General features: G+C 59.8%; 13 protein-coding genes. 2 read left to right on the top strand and 11 right to left on the bottom strand.

Annotated features, from left to right (window positions below):
• Positions 1-11 precede the first annotated feature (11 nt).
• The 3 genes from zapE to PspS49_RS24335 form a co-directional block, all read right to left on the bottom strand.
• A complete protein-coding gene (gene zapE / locus PspS49_RS24325; protein ID WP_134177972.1) occupies positions 12-1,106 on the bottom strand; it encodes a cell division protein ZapE in 1,095 nt (364 codons plus the stop codon).
• 90 nt (positions 1,107-1,196) lie between these two features.
• Complete coding sequence (locus tag PspS49_RS24330) at positions 1,197-2,552, bottom strand: tryptophan--tRNA ligase (protein ID WP_134177971.1); 1,356 nt, start codon at positions 2,550-2,552, stop codon at positions 1,197-1,199.
• A gap of 24 nt (positions 2,553-2,576) precedes the next feature.
• Entirely contained in the window at positions 2,577-3,206 is a 630-nt protein-coding gene (locus PspS49_RS24335) for an alpha/beta fold hydrolase (RefSeq protein WP_160042580.1), read from the bottom strand.
• A 144-nt stretch (positions 3,207-3,350) separates the two neighbouring features.
• Between PspS49_RS24335 and PspS49_RS24340 the strand changes: the two genes are divergently transcribed.
• Complete coding sequence (locus tag PspS49_RS24340; protein WP_007917055.1) at positions 3,351-3,785, top strand: DUF1043 family protein; 435 nt, start codon at positions 3,351-3,353, stop codon at positions 3,783-3,785.
• A 223-nt stretch (positions 3,786-4,008) separates the two neighbouring features.
• Here the strand turns inward: PspS49_RS24340 and PspS49_RS24345 are convergent, their stop codons facing one another.
• The 7 genes from PspS49_RS24345 to PspS49_RS24375 form a co-directional block, all read right to left on the bottom strand.
• Positions 4,009-4,746 carry an OmpA family protein gene (locus PspS49_RS24345; protein ID WP_127929722.1) on the bottom strand — a complete coding sequence of 246 codons (738 nt, stop codon included), beginning with the start codon at positions 4,744-4,746 and terminating at the stop codon, positions 4,009-4,011.
• Positions 4,747-4,864: 118 nt separating this feature from the next.
• On the bottom strand, positions 4,865-5,509 hold the full coding sequence (locus PspS49_RS24350) for an MBL fold metallo-hydrolase (RefSeq protein WP_127929723.1): 645 nt from the start codon (positions 5,507-5,509) through the stop codon (positions 4,865-4,867).
• Between the two features lie 51 nt (positions 5,510-5,560).
• The gene (locus tag PspS49_RS24355) at positions 5,561-8,296 is read right to left on the bottom strand and encodes a LuxR C-terminal-related transcriptional regulator (RefSeq protein WP_160041776.1); all 2,736 of its coding nucleotides are present in this window, start codon (positions 8,294-8,296) and stop codon (positions 5,561-5,563) included.
• A 187-nt stretch (positions 8,297-8,483) separates the two neighbouring features.
• Positions 8,484-9,848, bottom strand: coding sequence for a DUF1329 domain-containing protein (locus tag PspS49_RS24360; RefSeq protein WP_095050635.1), 1,365 nt, complete (start codon positions 9,846-9,848; stop codon positions 8,484-8,486).
• Positions 9,849-9,875: 27 nt separating this feature from the next.
• The gene (locus PspS49_RS24365; protein ID WP_150750482.1) at positions 9,876-11,765 is read right to left on the bottom strand and encodes a DUF1302 domain-containing protein; all 1,890 of its coding nucleotides are present in this window, start codon (positions 11,763-11,765) and stop codon (positions 9,876-9,878) included.
• Between the two features lie 336 nt (positions 11,766-12,101).
• Complete coding sequence (locus PspS49_RS24370) at positions 12,102-13,784, bottom strand: fatty acid--CoA ligase (protein ID WP_102901156.1); 1,683 nt, start codon at positions 13,782-13,784, stop codon at positions 12,102-12,104.
• Positions 13,785-13,930: 146 nt separating this feature from the next.
• On the bottom strand, positions 13,931-15,115 hold the full coding sequence (locus PspS49_RS24375) for an MFS transporter (protein WP_160041778.1): 1,185 nt from the start codon (positions 15,113-15,115) through the stop codon (positions 13,931-13,933).
• 85 nt (positions 15,116-15,200) lie between these two features.
• On the opposite strand from PspS49_RS24375, the gene PspS49_RS24380 reads away from it, so the two are divergent.
• Positions 15,201-15,965, top strand: coding sequence for a helix-turn-helix transcriptional regulator (locus tag PspS49_RS24380; RefSeq protein WP_160041780.1), 765 nt, complete (start codon positions 15,201-15,203; stop codon positions 15,963-15,965).
• Between the two features lie 117 nt (positions 15,966-16,082).
• Here PspS49_RS24380 and PspS49_RS24385 read toward each other — a convergent pair whose 3' ends face one another.
• Entirely contained in the window at positions 16,083-16,712 is a 630-nt protein-coding gene (locus PspS49_RS24385) for a LysE family transporter (protein WP_127929728.1), read from the bottom strand.
• Between the last annotated feature and the right edge of the window lie 31 nt (positions 16,713-16,743).

The following is a 16,743-nucleotide window of genomic DNA, read 5'->3' on the forward strand; positions in this document are numbered from 1 at the left end:
CGCGATTCTGTTTAAGGCTTGTGAGCCCGCGACAGGAATTCGTGCGATTGCATCTCCAGCAAACGGCTCAGCGTGCGCTGGAACTCGAAGTTCAGACGGCCGCCGGTGTACAGATCCTTCAGCTCGACCTCGGCAGAAATGATCAGCTTGACGTTGCGGTCGTAGAACTCGTCAACCATGTTGATGAAACGGCGGGCAATGTCGTCGGTGGTGACGCTCATCTGCTCGACACCGCTGAGCAACACAGCGTGGAAGATCTTGCCCAGTTCGATGTAGTCGTTCTGGCTACGCGGGCCGTCGCACAGTTCGCGGAAGTCGAACCAGGCCACGTCGTCACACGTGCGCAGCGCACGGATCTCGCGGTTTTCGATCATCAACACGTCGTTCTCGACCGCAGCAGTGCATTCCGGCGTCAGCGCCTTGAAGCTCTTGCGCAGGCTTTCGTGAGCGGCTTCGTCGAGCGGATAGTGGAACAGCTCCGCTTGTTCGAGGTGACGCAGACGATAGTCGACGCCGCTGTCGACGTTGACGATCTCGGTGTTCTGCTTGATCAGGGCAATGGCCGGCATGAAGCGCGCGCGTTGCAGACCGTCCTTGTACAGACCGTCCGGAACGATGTTCGAGGTCGCGACCAGGGTCACGCCGTTCTTGAACAGTTCTTCCATCAGCGTGCCGAGGATCATCGCGTCAGTGATGTCGGAGACAAAGAATTCATCGAAGCAAATCACCCGCGACTCGGTCGCGAAACGCTTGGCGATGATGGTCAGCGGGTTTTTCTCGCCGCCGAGGGTTTTCATTTCTTCGTGTACACGCTTCATGAAGCGGTGGAAGTGGGTGCGGGTCTTTTCCTTGAACGGCAGCGCTTCGAAGAAGGTGTCGACCAGGTAAGTTTTGCCGCGACCTACGCCGCCCCAGAAATACAGGCCCTTGACCGGCGTCTGATCTTTTTTGCCGAACAGTTTGCTCAGCAGACCCGGCTTGTTCTGATCGGCGGCGATCAGATCCTCGTACAGACGCTGCAAATGACGCACGGCAGTTTCCTGCGCGGCGTCATGGAAGAAGTCCGGGCGTTTCAGATCAGCTTGGTATCGTTCTAGGGGCGTCATAATTCGTTAGCAAGGCAACAAAAACGGGCCGTCACTGTAGCGACGGCCCGTGGGAATGGCAATCGGCCCTTGGTCGGACCGTGCCGCCGATTAGTCCTGAACCGGGGTCAGCGCGATGCGCAAAGCCTCGATGGCCGCGTCCCGCGCAGCAGCATCGGCGAACGCCGGGCTGTCGCCAACGCACTCGCCTTCCAGCCACACGCTGAAGCTCAGGTCTTCGCTGCGCACGTCCAGCGGCTGACCGGATTGCAGTTGCTTGGTCACCTGCCCGGCAGTTTTGCCGTCAGCGAAGTTGCGCGACAACAGCAGTTGCTCGCCATCGGCCGCCAGCAGACGGAAACGGAAGCTGCCGTCGTCTTCGCGGAAGCTGACGAAACGTGCGGCTTTCGCGGCTTTCTTCTTGGTGGTCGCAGCGACTTGCACCTGATTGACGAAAGAACGCAGGCCCACGGCTTCACGCAGTTCGTTGAGGAACGGCGTCGCTACGGCACGAGCCTTCTTGGCACCGATCTGCAGGATGTCTTCCAGATCTGCCGGACGCTCGATCAACTGGTGATACTTGTCGCGAGCTTCGCCGAGATCGTTGTCGAGCAACTGGAACAGACGGCTCTTCGCCTCGCCCCAACCCAGACCGCCCAACAATTCGCTACGGAATTCGTCAGCCTGCGCCGGTGTGGCAAAGGCCTGGAACAGGGTGAACAAGTGCGAGTTGTCCGGATCCTTGGCTTCGCCTGGCGCTTTGGAGTCGGTGACGATCCGCGAGATCGCGTCCTTCATTTCTTTGGCGCTGGAAAACAACGGGATGGTGTTGTCGTAGCTCTTCGACATCTTGCGACCGTCGAGGCCCGGCAACGTCGCCACGCTTTCTTCGATCAACGCTTCGGGCATGGTGAAGAATTCTTTGCCCTGACCAAACAGATGGTTGAAACGCTGGCCGATATCGCGGGCCATTTCCACGTGCTGGATCTGGTCACGACCGACCGGCACTTTGTGCGCGTTGAACATCAGGATGTCCGCCGCCATCAGCACCGGGTAGCTGTAGAGGCCCATGGTGATGCCGGCGTCCGGGTCTTCACCGGTTTCAACGTTCTTGTCCACCGACGCCTTGTAGGCGTGCGCGCGGTTGAGCAGGCCCTTGGCGGCAACGCAGGTCAGCAGCCAGGTCAGTTCAGGGATTTCCGGGATGTCGGACTGGCGGTAGAAGGTCACGCGGTCGACATCGAGGCCACCGGCCAGCCAGGTCGCGGCGATTTCCAGACGCGAGCGCTGGATGCGCAGCGGGTCATCGCATTTGATCAGGGCGTGGTAGTCGGCCAGGAAGTAGAACGAATCGGCATTGCTGTCGCGGCTGGCAAGGATCGCCGGGCGGATGGCGCCGGCGTAGTTGCCCAGGTGCGGCGTGCCGGTGGTGGTGATGCCGGTGAGGATACGGGTACGGTTCGTCATGGGTAATCGCTTGTCAGACTGCAATCAATTCGAGAGACGCGGCAGGATCAGATCCTTGAGATCGGTCAGCTTGCCATGAAAAAAGTGTCCGCATTCTGCCACTTTCAGCAGCTCATGGGGGCGCTGGAGTTTTTCCGACCAGTCGTAAACCAGTTGCGGATCGATGACTTCGTCGGTTTCCGGCTGGATCACCGTGAGTTCACCCTGTTGCGGCAGTTGATCCTGTTCACCCAGACGCATTACCGCCGGGGCGACCATGAACAGGTGCTTGAGCTGCACGCCTTGGGCTTCGAGACGCCCGCCGAGACTTGCTGCAACAAATCCGCCGAAGGAGAAACCGAACAGGGTCAGCGGCAGATCCGGGTGTTTCTCGCGCAACCACTTGGCGGCTGCCTGGGCATCGTCGACTTCACCAGTGCCCATATCGTGCGAACCTTCGCTGGCGCCGACGCCGCGATAGTTGAAGCGCAAGGTGATCAGGCCGGCGTCGCGCGCAGTGCGCTGCAGGGTCGAAACGACCTTGTTGAGCATGGTGCCGCCCTGCACCGGGTTCGGATGACAGATCAGCGCGATGCCGCGCGGCTGCTCGTTGTCGAGGTACAAAGCTTCGATTTGGCCGACTGGGCCGGCAATCACTACAGGGGTTTCACGCATCAGCAAGGAAGGAACTCCGTGACCTCGGATCGGGTCGACTCGTCTAGCAAATTGTCTGTGCCAATCTATTGCGAGTGAATCGCGGTATACAGCGCAGGTTCGAGCCGTTAACGTAAAGCAAAGCCGTTTATAGAGGAAGGACTCGTGGAACACTCGCTCTTAGTTTGGTTGTTACCGACTCTTGCCCTGGTTGTGGGTGTCGCCATTGGATTCCTGATCGCGCGCGTTGCGCCGAACGCCGCGCCGAGCCGTACGCAGCGTCAACTGGATGATATCCAGGAGCGTTTCGACAGTTATCAAAATGAAGTGGTCACCCACTTCAACAGCACCGCGATGCTGGTCAAGAAGCTGACCCAGAGCTATCAGGAAGTGCAGGATCATCTCGCCGAGGGCGCCAATCGTCTGGCCCTGGACGAGCAGACCCGCCAGCGCCTGATCGCCGCCCTGCACGCTGACGCGGCAGTCGCGCCACGTGAACGCCTGACGCCACCGCGCGATCAGGAGCCGCCGCGTGACTACGCACCGAAGACTCCGAACTCGCCGGGCATGCTCGATGAGCATTATGGTCTGAAGAAGTAATCAGTCTTCGCTGGTAAAAAAGCCCCCGAACAGTGATGTGTCCGGGGGCTTTTTTGTGTCTGTAATCTTCGGTGCTGGTAGCGGCCCCTTCGCGAGCAGGCTCGCTCCCACAGGGGAATGCATTTCAAATGTGGGAGCGAGCCTGCTCGCGAAGGGGCCGGCACAGGCCAGACAAAAAAATGCCCGATCACAGGATCGGGCATTTCTTCAATCAGGCATTCAGTTACGGATATTGCTGAACCGTACCCGGCTGCTGTTGCTGCTGACCACCATACTGCTGACCCGGAATCGCTTTCAGGTTGACTTCAACGCGGCGGTTCTGCGCCCGGCCATTCACATCGCCATTGCTGGCGATCGGGTTATCCGGACCGGCGCCACGGGCCGACAGGTTGGCACCGCTGACACCTTGCGAGGTCAGGTAGGTCGCCACGCTCTGCGCACGACGCTGCGACAGGTCCATGTTGTGCTGGCGGCTGCCGGTGCTGTCGGTGTAGCCGACGATTTCGATCTGGTTCTGGCTGAACTCTTTCAACGAGCCCGCGAGGTTGTTCAGCGGCTGGTAGAAGCTGGAGGCGATGTTCGCCGAATCGGTGGCGAACGTGATATTGCCTGGCATGATCAGCTTGATCTGGTCGCCCTGACGCTGCACTTCAACGCCGGTGTTGGCCATGCTCGCGCGCAGTTTCTTTTCTTGCTGGTCGGCGTAGTAACCGTAACCGGCAGCGGAAGCACCCACCACTGCGGCGCCGATCAAGGCACCCTTGCCGCGGTTGTTGTGGTCGATGGCAGCACCGGCGAGCGCACCGGCCAGAGCGCCGAGGCCGCCGTATTTGGCGGTTTTGCTCATGCCTTGCGAGCCGCTGTCAGCCTGGCCTTGATTGTCATACGGGTTAGGCGAGGCGCAGCCGGACAGCAAGGCCACGGCAGTAGCGACAATAATCAAACGACGCTTGGTGAACATGGAGAGCTCCTGGTTTTTCGCATTCTGTGGTGCAGCGGCCACTGGGTTAAATGGACCTGCGCGGGCGTTGGATCATGACAATGCACAAAAATTCCGCCGGGCACTCGTGACAAAATATTTAGGCACGTACAAACGGGTTTTCGCGCATCTCGTCACCCAGACGCGTATCCGGCCCATGCCCGGTCACCACTGTCGCGTCCTCGTCCAGCGTGTACAGCCGCTGCTTGATCGAACGCACGATGGTCGCCTGATCGCCGCCCCACAAATCCGTGCGCCCTACGCCGCGACGAAACAACGTGTCGCCGGCAATCAACAGCTTAGCCTCGGAAAACCAAAAGCTCATGGAACCGGGTGTATGTCCCGGAGTATGCAGGGCCACGCCGCAACCACAGGCCAGTTCTTCATCATCGCTCAACCAGCGATCCGGTGACGGCACCGGTGTATACGGCACGCCGAACATCTGGCATTGCATTTCGAGGTTGTCCCAGAGGAATTGGTCTTCCTTGTGCAAATGCAGGGTCGCTCCGGTCTTCTCTTTCATCTGGCCGGAAGCGAGGAAGTGATCGAGATGCGCGTGGGTGTGGATGATGCTGACGACTTTCAGGCCATGCGCATCGAGACGCGCCATGATCAGGTCAGGATTGCCGCCCGGGTCGACGACGATGGCTTTCTTTGTAATCGGATCGCCGATGATGGTGCAGTTGCACTGGAGCGGGCCGACGGGGAAGGTTTCGCGGATGAGCACTGGGCTTGAAACGGTCATGGGAAATCCTGGGCAGTGGTTCGAAACGGCCGATCCGCAATTTTACCGTCGCTAGATCATTAACCCCAGCTCTTTGGCCCGCGCCACTGCCTGTGTGCGCCGCTCAACCCCCAACTTGCTGTTGATATGACTGGCGTGAGTTTTTACGGTGTGCAGGGATATGAACAACTGCTCGCTGATTTCCTGATTCGAACAGCCTTGAGCAATCAGGCGCAGAACGGCCAGCTCTCGACTGCTGAGCTGTTCGGCCACCGAGACCTCTGCGACGGGCCGGGCAGCGGGAACAGGCAGGTGTCCCAGCAATTGCTGACTGACCGCTGTCGAAAGGTTCGAAACCAATTGCCCGCGTAGCCAGTCACCGTACTTTTTCAGCAAGCTGTCAAATGGCTGCACCACGCCACCCGCTGCCGCCTCCAACGCCTGGCTCAGCGCTTTTCTGGCCTCCGGCTCACGCCCACACGCCAGCAACAGGGCCACTTTCTGCGTCAACGCCATCACGCTGAGCAACTGCCGCCCGGTCTGCTGACCGTTTTCATGCAACACGTTCAGCCGTCCTTCGGCGAGCATGGGTTGCCCTTGAATCATGTCCAGCAACGCCTGCTGCAGTTCAACATGCAACGGCAACTGTGGATGAAACTCTGGTGGTGCGGCAGCACGCTCGCCGGTGTAAGTCTGCCCAAGACGCGCCAGCCACGCCTCGGCCAGATCGGTACGGCCCTGCGCCAGCCACAGCTCGCATTTGACCAGCGTGATCATCGCCAGGTAGTAGATCGGCGGCACGTCCCAGATGTGCATCAGGCGTTCGGCTTCGGCGAGTTCGGCAAAGGCCTTGGCGAATTCGCCACTGCTGCCGTCCAGACGAGCGATGACACAATGGCCGATCAACACACTGATATCGCGGCAGGCACGCGCCTCACCAATCCCGGCCAACAAGCGCAAACGAGCGGCCTGAGGCTGCAAGCGCATCGCCAATAGAAAACCTTCGTACAACGTCAGCCGCGCACGCACCGCGTATAAGCGTTGTGGCGACAGACCGCGCAAGCGTTCCAACCCCTGATGGACTTCATCGAGTGCGCGCAGAATCTCGCCACGCGCCTGCAAAACACGCGCACGATCGTAATGCGCCAACGCTTCAAACAAAGGATTGCCGACGCGCTGCGCCAGCTCCAGGGATTCACGATTAAGGCCGCGGGCGCGCCATAGATCGCCGTCGGCAATGGCCAGATTGGACAAGGTCGATAAACACATCAGCCGTTGGCCATAGCGCTTGGCCGGCAGGCTTTCCAGGGCCTCGGTGCAATATCTGATCGTCAATTCTCGATGCCCACGCCCGCGAGCGATGATCCCGCTCAGCGCCAGCCATTGCGCGAGCATCGACTTTTGCGCGGTAGCGGAAGGCGCCGGCAGAAAGCGGCTCAAGTGGCCGGACAACTCTTCGGCGGCATCGAGCTGACACGCCAGCCCCAATGCCCAGCTGTACAGCACGATCAGCCGCGGCGTGCTGATCAGCAAGCTGTCAGGTAAATCCATTTTCCAGCGCAGCAGCATGCCGACGTTTTGTTCGGCCAGCAGCTGTTCCTCGGAAAGGTTCTGTACGAGATTTGCCGCCACATCGAGGTGACCAGCGCGCAACGCCTGCTCCACCGCCTCGTCGAGCAAGCCTTGGGCATTGAACCAGCGACACGCGCGCAGATGCAGCGTTGCGGTCGGCACCATCGCTTGCGCTATCGGCCGGCTGCGCAACAAATCGGAGAACAGATGGTGGTAGCGATACCAGTGCCCGTGCTCGTCCAGCGGTACGAGAAAGACCTGATGCGCAAGCAGAAAGCGCAGGATCTCGGCACTGTCATGGGCCTCGCGAACGGCATCGCACAACTCGCTGCAAAAGCGTTCCTGGGGAGCGGTGTCGTAAAGGAAGGATTGCACTTCGGCCGGCAGGCAATCGATGACTTCTTCGAGCAGATAATCGCGAATCAGCCCTTCCCCGCCGTTCAACGTTTGCGGCAATGCGGCATCGCTGCCGGCTTCAGACATCGCCAGCAACCAGAAACGCAAACCGGCGACCCAGCCTTCACTGCGCTGAATCAGATTTTCCAGGGCTTCACCGCGCAGAGACGTGCTGTGGCGATCAAGCAAGGTCAGGGCTTCGTCGTGGGTCAGACGCAGATCAGACTCATGCAGCTCCAGTAACTGCCGCGACAGACGCAAACGCGCCAGATGCCAGTCCGGACGCTGCCGGCTGGTGACCATCACCAGCAAGCCGTCAGGCAAATGATTGAGAAAAAACTGCAGGCACCGGTCGAGTACCGGACCTTGTGCAAGATGATAGTCGTCGAGCACCAGCAGCAACGGCTTGGCTGGATCGAGGTGCAGGGTCAACTCATCGAGCAAGCCGTCGAGCCATTCCTCGAAGGCAAACGGCTGATGACGTTGGCGCATTTTCAGCAGGCCGAGTGCACGACTGCCCAGTTGCGGAAAGTAGTCCTGCAAGCCTTCGAGCAAACGCTCAAGAAAGCGTCCGGGGTCGCTGTCGCGCGGGCTCAGGCCCAGCCAGAGGCTTTGCCAGTGCGCCGGCAGACTCTGACAGAACTCCACCGCCAGCGAGCTCTTGCCGAATCCGGCGGGGGCGCTGACCAGCAACAGGCGCCCACCGAGTCCGGCCTGCAGGCGCTCGCAAAGACGTGGTCGCAAAACGTAGCCGTCGGGCAGCGGTGGGCGAAAAAAACGCCCGTCCAGTGCCGCGACGGCAACGCTTGCGGGACCCGGAAGTGGGGACAGATCAGTCATGGCCGGCTCTTGTTCGAATTGCTGTTGGCGGCGTTGCAGATGTCCGCAGACTAGCCTTAAACGAACCGGTTATGAAGGTTGCTGCTACAAATGGCTACAAAAAGGCTACGGAAAAATCCGCAGACAAAAAAACGCCCCGAACCGGTCGGGGCGTTTTCACGAGGATGCGGCCTCGGGTTACAGCGGGTTAGCGAACGCCATCCTGACGCAGTGCGGCCGGGGTGAAATCGCTGGTGGTGGCAGTGAAGCCGAAGTCATACGCACTCTTCTCTTCGTTCTTCATGCCCAGTGCCAGGTAGCGGCCGGACTGCAGGTCGTAGAGGGTTTCCAGGGCATACCACGGCACTTGCTTATCGTAGTAGTTCTCCGCATGGGCTTCAGCGACGCGCCACAGTTGGCCACGACCGTCATAGTGGTCGATCACTGCCGCCTGCCAGGTGTCCTCGTCGATGTAGAAGTCACGTTTGGCGTAGATGTGGCGCTGACCTTCCTTCAAGGTTGCTACCACATGCCAGACGCGGCGCAGTTCGTAACGCGCCAGGTCCTGGTTGATGTGGCCGGCCTTGATGATGTCGGCGTATTTCAGCTTCGGATCGTCGAGCTTGTAGCTGTCGGAGGCGATGTACATCTCTTTCTTGCCTTCGAGCTTCCAGTCGTAGCGATCCGGTGCACCGTTGAACATGTCGAGGTTGTCGGAGGTACGCAGACCGTCGGCGGCAGTACCCGGACCGTCATAGGACACTTGTGGTGCACGGCGCACCCGGCGCTGACCGGCGTTGTAGACCCACGCCGAACGGGGTTCCTTCACTTGGTCGAGGGTCTCGTGCACCAGCAGCACACCACCGGCCAGACGTGCCGGCGCGGTCACTTTCTGCTTGAAGTAGAACAGGATATTGCCCGGGTTCGCCGGATCGTAGTCCTTCATCTTGTCGCGGAACACGAACTGATCCTGGAAGTACACCAGGCTGTACGAGCCGTTCGGTTGCGGAGTGGCCTGAGTCACCAGACGAGTCACGCTGCCGCCGCGATAGCGGGTGATGTGGTTCCAGATGACTTCCACACCGGTTTTCGGAATCGGGAACGGTACGGCGGTATCGAAGTTTTCCAGGCCGTTGCCGCCAGACACCAGGTTGGTGGTGGTGGCGTTTTTCTTGATGGCGGCGAATACGTCATCCGGCACGGTCGCACCGCGATGGGACGGATACACCGGCATCTTGAAGGTGTCCGGGTAACGCTTGAACATCGCGTACTGCCCCGGCGCCAGTTTGTCCTTGTACTTGTCGACGTCTTTCGCAGTGATGGTGAACAGCGGTTGCTCGCTGGCGTATGGATTGGACAGGAACCCCTTGCTGTCGACCGAGCCGGCATTTTTCGGCAGCGGCTTCCACGCCGGGATCGAACCGTCGGCGTTACCGGCCATTTCAGCGCCCATCGGCGTCAGGCTTTTGCCCAGTTTGTCGGCTTCTGCAGCAGGCACCGCGGCCATGACCCCGGTCGCCAGCAGCGACAGACCCAGAACACCGGCGTGGAACAGACTCTTTGTTATTTTCATAAATTCGTTCGTCCTGAAATGCAGTGCTTAGAAGTTCACGCCGAAGCTGAGCGCAACGAAGTCGCGATCATCCACAGTGGTGTACTTGCCATCGAAGAAGTTGGTGTAAGCCAGGCTCGCGGTGTAGGTGTTCTGGTATTCGGCATCGACGCCCAGGCTGACCGCTTTGCGACCTTCCTCGAAGTTACCGCCAGGGCCAGGGGAGTAACCGCTGACGTCGTGGGACCAGGCCACGTTCGGCTTCAGGTTCACACCGGCGAAGACGTCGTTGTATTCCCAGATGGCGCGACCGCGGTAGCCCCACGACACTGAGGTGGTGAAGCCGTCGTTGTCGCAATTGCGGCTGCGGTTGTTCTGCGGCGATCCTGCCCCTGCACCGTTGATGGTGCTGGCATTGAGGATATTGGCGCAGGTGTTGGTCGTGCCAGTGGCTGGCAACTCGCCCGGACCGTAGACCGGATCGCGGCCATAACGCATGTCGGAACGGCTTTCCAGGCCACCGACGTAAGTCGCGCCGACTTCACCGACCAAAGTCAGACGGCTGGCGCCCATGACCTGATCGAAGAAGTGCGTGAACGTTGTCTGGATCTGGGTGATTTCCTTGCGCTCGTAACCGTGCAGATCCTGACCCGGCACACCATTGAGCAGCGAAGCGTTGGTCAGTGCGCCGCCGAGCGGACGTACACCGGCGAACAGGATGTCGGTGGAGTTCAGTTGTACCGGCGCGTTCGGACGATAGCTGATCTCACCGCTCCACGCCGTACCGGTAGGCAGAGTGGTGGAGAAGCTCAGACCGTAGAGGCGAATGTCTTCAGGGTATTCAATGAAATAGTTCGAGTTGCCCGCGACCAGCAATGGGGCGAGTGCCGCAAAAGGCCCTGGCAGCGCGCGTGCAGTGTTGTAGACCGATTGTGGCGCACCGGTGGCGCTGAAAATCGGCGCGCGGCTGTGGTAGTTCATGAAGTAGGCGCCGAACTCGGTGTCGAGCGGTTCGTACATGTACTTGAAGGATGCGCCCCACTGACCGCTGTCGCGGGCATCGCGGTCCGGGCCACGACGAACCAGCACACCTTCCTCGTTGACGTTGACGCCGTTGGCGGCCAATGGGCCAAGGGCCACGGCCGGGATTTGCGAACGCTTGTTCAACACGCGCAGGTTGTCGTTGCAACCGTCAGCAACAATGTCCGGCTGCGAGAAGAACGTGCCGCAGTTGTCGACGACGGTCTGGTCCCATTCCAGTTGATAGAACGCTTCGGCCGAAAGGTTTTCGGTCAGACTCTGGGACACGTAGAACATGTTGACCGGAATCAGGCCTTCCTTGATCTCGGCGCCGGGACGACGGAACGCGGAAACGTCGATCGGGTTGATCGAGTTGATACCGCCGCCGATGAAGGTACTTTCACCCCAGCTAACCACCTGCTTGCCCAGACGCACGGAACCCGGCTGATCGGCGATCGCGTAGTTGTGGTAGACGAAGGCGTCGAGAATCTGCCCGCCGGACGACTTGGCGCCCTCTTTACGGTTGCTGTCGCTGATGTCTTTGAACTGGCGGCTCTCGTCCTTCAGTTCGAAGTCGTACCAGTATTTGCCACGGACGAATACGCCGGTGTCGCCGTACTTCAGCTCAAGGTCATGAATACCCTTGAAGATCTTCGAGAAGGTTTCACCGCTCTTGAAGTTGGCGTGACCGTCATCGGACGTTTGCGACAGACCGTGGCCGCCGTTGTTGACGCCGATGAGGTTCTTGTTCGGGCTCTGAGTAGACCAACTGGCACCGATCGACAAGGACGAGTCGAACTGGCCTTCGATTTCACCGACGTTGAAACTGACGCCGAATGCGGGCCCGGCGAGCGAGGAGGCAAGACTGACTGCCAGAGGCAGTTTCGCCCGGCGCCAGAACTGGTTTACTGAGGTCATCGACGCTACTCCATGTGCATTATTGTTATGGCAGTGAGTACTTTTAAAAACGCTGTGGAAGACCGGGTGCCAGGGCTGCCCGAATTCACTCCAAAGTTGCTCGCCCCAATCAGTGCGTGTGCTCCGTTCTTAAAAATCCTTGAGCGGACTATAGCCAGCAGGTGGTACTGCTTGATCCCTCTAAAGTGTGATTTGCAGCTGCCGGCCACTCTGGAACAGTCCTTTCGCCAGTCCGACGCATGTCGGCACGGCAAGGATGGCTGATTTTTTCGATTTCACAAGCCAAGCGCTTGCTTGGTGGGTCTGGCGCGCCGGTTTCGGCGCGCCAGCAGACACTCAAAGTGTCGAGAGGAAGGTGCTGTTGTTGGCCTGCCATTCAGTGATATCGAGGCGGATGCGCTTCTTGTCGAGCTTGCCGACACTGGTCTTGGGAATTTCGGTAACAAGAGCGATCTGACTCGGAATCGCCCACTTGCTCAGATGGCCCAATTCCACGAACGGCTTGAGGTGTTCCTTGAGCTCGCGCGCCCCGATCACGTGCCCTTCACGGATTACCAGCAAGGCAAACGGACGCTCGCCCCACTGCGGATCGGCGATGCCCACCACTGCTACTTCGCGTACCGCGACGTGACGACTGATCAGGTCTTCGAGGTCCAGCGAGGAGATCCACTCGCCGCCGGTCTTGATCACATCCTTGATGCGGTCGCGGATATCGATCACGCCCATGCTGTCGAGCGTGGCGACATCGCCGGTGTGCAACCAGCCGCCGGCCCAGAGCTCGGCGCCCTTCTGCGGCTCGTTGAAATAACCCTCGGTGAGCCACGGCGCGCGCAGCACCAATTCGCCCTGGGTCTCGCCGTCAGCCGGAAGAAAGTTACCCTCGGCGTCGACAATCGCCGCTTCCACCAGCGGCCCCGGCACGCCGGCCTTGATCCGGTAAGTGGTGCGTTCGTCTTCAGTGCCGGCCATCAATTCATCATTGAGGTGCGCACAGGACACCAACGGCCCGGTTTCCGACATGCCATACGCGGCGGTGAGCTGAATGCCGCGTGCCTTCGCGGTTTCGTAGAGTGTGCGATTGAGCGCGCTGCCGCCAATGACGATTTTCCAGCCACCGAAATCAGTGCCTTGTGCGCCTTTGGCGTTAAGCAGCATTTGCAGGATGGTCGGTACACAGTGAGAGAAGGTGACTTTCTCCTTACGCCACAACTCGACGAGAAACTCCGGATCGTAACGTCCCGGATAAACCTGTTTCAGGCCCAACATGGTCGCCACGTACGGCAGACCCCAGGCGTGAACGTGGAACATCGGCGTGATCGGCATGTACACATCGTTGGTGCCAAGCAAGCGCACGCTGTCGATCGAACCCATGATCGTCGACACGCCCATGGTGTGCAGCACCAGTTGTCGATGGGTGAAATACACGCCTTTCGGGTTACCGGTGGTGCCGGTGGTGTAGAACGTGGTGGCGACCGAGTTTTCGTCGAAATCCTGAAAGTCGTACTGCGGGCTCGCGGCGGCCAGCAGTTGCTCGTACTCGCCGACCAGATTCGGCAACTCGGCGGTTTTCTCCGGCAGATCGGTCAACAGCAGGGTTTTCTCGACCGTGGTCAGGTGCGGCGCGATCGCTTGATACAGCCCGACAAACTCGCTGTTGACCAGCACAAAGCGGTCTTCAGCGTGGTTCATGGTGTAGAGGATCTGCTCCGGCGACAGGCGCACGTTGATGGTGTGGATCACCGCGCCGATCATCGGAATGGCAAACATGCACTCCAGATAACGATGGCTGTCCCAGTCCATCACCGCCACCGTGTCACCGGCCTTCACACCGGCCGCCGTCAGCACGTTGGCCAACCGCGCCACGCGCTCGATCAGGGTCGGGTAGCTATAGCGAATCTGGTCGCGGTAAATGATCTCGCGGGTTTTCTCGTAACGGGCGCCGGACATCAGCAGCCGTTTGATCAGCAATGGATACTGGTAGGCCCCATCGGCCGGGGGAATGACGCGAGTCTGCAACATAAGAATCCCTTTTCTGACTGCACGGTGTTGGCGTAGAGACAGGTACTCTAGAACCCTTATACGCCAGCCAAATCAGCCAAAGGAATGATTTGCAAAGCCGTACAAATGCTAGCTTTGCGCCAGCATTTGCCGGTTTTCGTCTTCGGTCAGGCCGTTTGCCCTACAACCTCCTCGGAAGGTGTCCGTGGGAATACGACTGCCGCAAGGAAGGTCAACGCGCCGAAACCCGCGAGAATCAAGTACAGGCCTACAAAGCCATGGCGCGGTTCCACGTAGGAAATCAGCGGTATCGCCGTCGCACTGGCGCCAAACGATAAACAATAACGCAGGGCGAAGATTCGCGATTGCCATTGCGGGGCGACGAAGTTGGCAACCATCGCATCGTTCACTGTTACCTGACCAAACACCGCGAACATGAATGCCGCACCCAGCGCGATCACTGCCCAGCCGTCGGCATAGGCCAGCGCGAACAGCAGCGGTGCCTGGCACAACGTCAGGACGACAAACGGCCATTTCAGGCTGAAGCGGTGCAACACCCGACCAATGCTCAACTGCGCCACCGCGCCAAAGGCATAAGCCAGACTGACCACCACACCGAGGGTTTGCGGCGAAGCGAACAGCTCATGCAAACGCTCCTGGAACAGTTTCGGATAAGTCATGGTGGTGGCGTTGAACACCACCCCGCCGGTAGCTGTGGCCAGCGCCAGCACGCCGAACACCATAACCATCGAAATACGCTGACCGGCGGCGCCTTTAAGCGCCGTGTGCGGGCGTTGCGGGATCGGCTCTCCGCGCACCTGCAAGGCGAAGCCAAGACCCAGCACAATCGCCACTGCGCCCGGTATCAGAAACGCCGAGCGCCAGCCGAACTGCGCCACCAGCAAGCCAGTGATCAGCGCCGAAAATGCCACGCCCAGATTGCCCCACATGCCGTTGATGCCGATTTCGCGGCCACGGTTCTGCGCGTAAGCAACCAGCATTGCCGTGCCGACCGGGTGATAAATCGCCGCGAAAATACCGATCAGGGTCAAGCCGATCACCAGCATGCTCGGGCTGTTGCTCAGGCCGGTAAAAATTGCCGAGACGCCAATGCCGAAGAAAAACACCAGCATCATTTGCCGCCGGCTCCAGTGATCGCCCAGCCACCCTGCCGGTAGCGAACAGGCGCCGAAAGCAATGAAACCGCCCAGTGACAGGCCGATCAGCGCGGCGTAATCAAGACCGAAGGCCTGAGTCATGCCGAGCACGGCGGCGGGAAAGATCAGCATGAACATGTGATCGATCACATGAGCGGCGTTGATGTAGCGAATGACATTTCGGGATTGATTCATGGCGGCACGCTTTACGTTGTTGTGTGCCGCTTATGCTAGGTTGGCCATAAAGCGCATTTCTGCCAAGCAAGTCATCGAATCAGACATGTTGATCAGCCATTTCGAACACGGCCCGGTGAGTGCCTATCCCCGGGATTATCTGGACGGCGCCCACCAGCCGCTGCACCTGCATCGCGAGGCGCAATTGCTGTATGCCGTCAGCGGGATCATGCGCGTTGTCACGGAATCGGGTGCGTGGGTGATTCCGCCAAGCCGCGCGGTGTGGATTCCGCCCGAAGTGGCGCACGAGATTTTCATGAGCGGTGATGTGCAGATGCGCTCGCTGTTCATCGCGCCGGAACTGTCACCCGCCAGCCTGCAACAGTGCTGCGTTTTGGCCGTGACACCGCTGCTGCGCGAGCTGATCCTGCGCGCGGTGCAAGGGCCGCCGCACGCCGACAATCCGCTGATTCAGCAGTTGATGCTGGAAGAACTCGCCAGCCTGGAAAACCTGCCGCTGCACATTCCGATGCCCAGCGACCGGCGCCTGCAAAACATTTGTCTGGCACTGCTGCACACCCCCGATCACGCCAACACGCTGGAAGACTGGGCGCAGCAGGTCGGCGCCAGCTCACGCACGTTGGCGCGGTTGTTTCAGCAACAGTTACAGATGAGTTTCAACGCTTGGCGCCAGCAACTGCGCCTGATGGAAGCCCTGCCCCGCCTGCTCGCCGGGGACAGCGTGCAGCGTGTGGCGCAGGATTTGGGTTACGGCAGCGCGCGGGCGTTCAGCGCGATGTTTCGCCGCTTGCTCGGGGAAAATCCCCGCGAATACCTCAATAACCTGAGCAAACTCAGCGAGCTTGTGTAAGACCCTGTGGGAGCGAGCCTGCTCGCGAAAGCGGTCTTTCAGCCACCAATAATGTCAACTGACCCAACGCCTTCGCGAGCAGGCTCGCTCCCACAGGTTTAAGTCGCGGTTCTGAGATCAATGCATCTCGGTAAACGCGATTTTCACGCCGAGAGCGATCAGCACCGCACCCATGGTGCGGTCGAACCAGTGACCCATGCGGGCAAAACCGGCACGCACGCGTTGCTGGCTGAACAGCATCGCGACCAGACAGAACCAAATCGCAGTCGCAACCGCCAGGTAAATACCGTAACCGGCCTGCACCGACAGTGGCGTGTGCGGATTGATCACCACGGTGAACAGCGACAAGAAGAACAGCGTGGCTTTCGGATTCAAACCGTTGGTCACGAAGCCCGAGGTGAACGCGCCGCGCGCCGTGCGTACGCCAGCCTCTTTGTGCAGATCATCGGCCACGACTTTCGCCGGTTGCGCGCGCAGCGCCTTGAAGCCGATGTACAGCAAGTAAGCGGCGGCCGCCCACTTCAACGCGTTGAACAGCACGATCGACTGCGACACGATCAGGCCGATACCCAGCAATGAATACCCAACGTGGAGGAAAATCGCCGTGCCCACGCCCAGCGCGGTCCAGGTGCCGGCGCGGCGCCCGTGGGTCACGCTCTCGCGCACCACCACGGCAAAGTCCGGGCCGGGACTGGCGACGGCCAGCAGATGGATCAGTGCAACGGTCAAGAACTCGGTCCAGTACATGGGGGCTCCTTTCGGCCAAGCGTATCAATTT

It is taken from the genome of Pseudomonas sp. S49 (assembly GCF_009866785.1).
In the GTDB taxonomy this organism is placed as follows: Bacteria; Pseudomonadota; Gammaproteobacteria; order Pseudomonadales; family Pseudomonadaceae; genus Aquipseudomonas.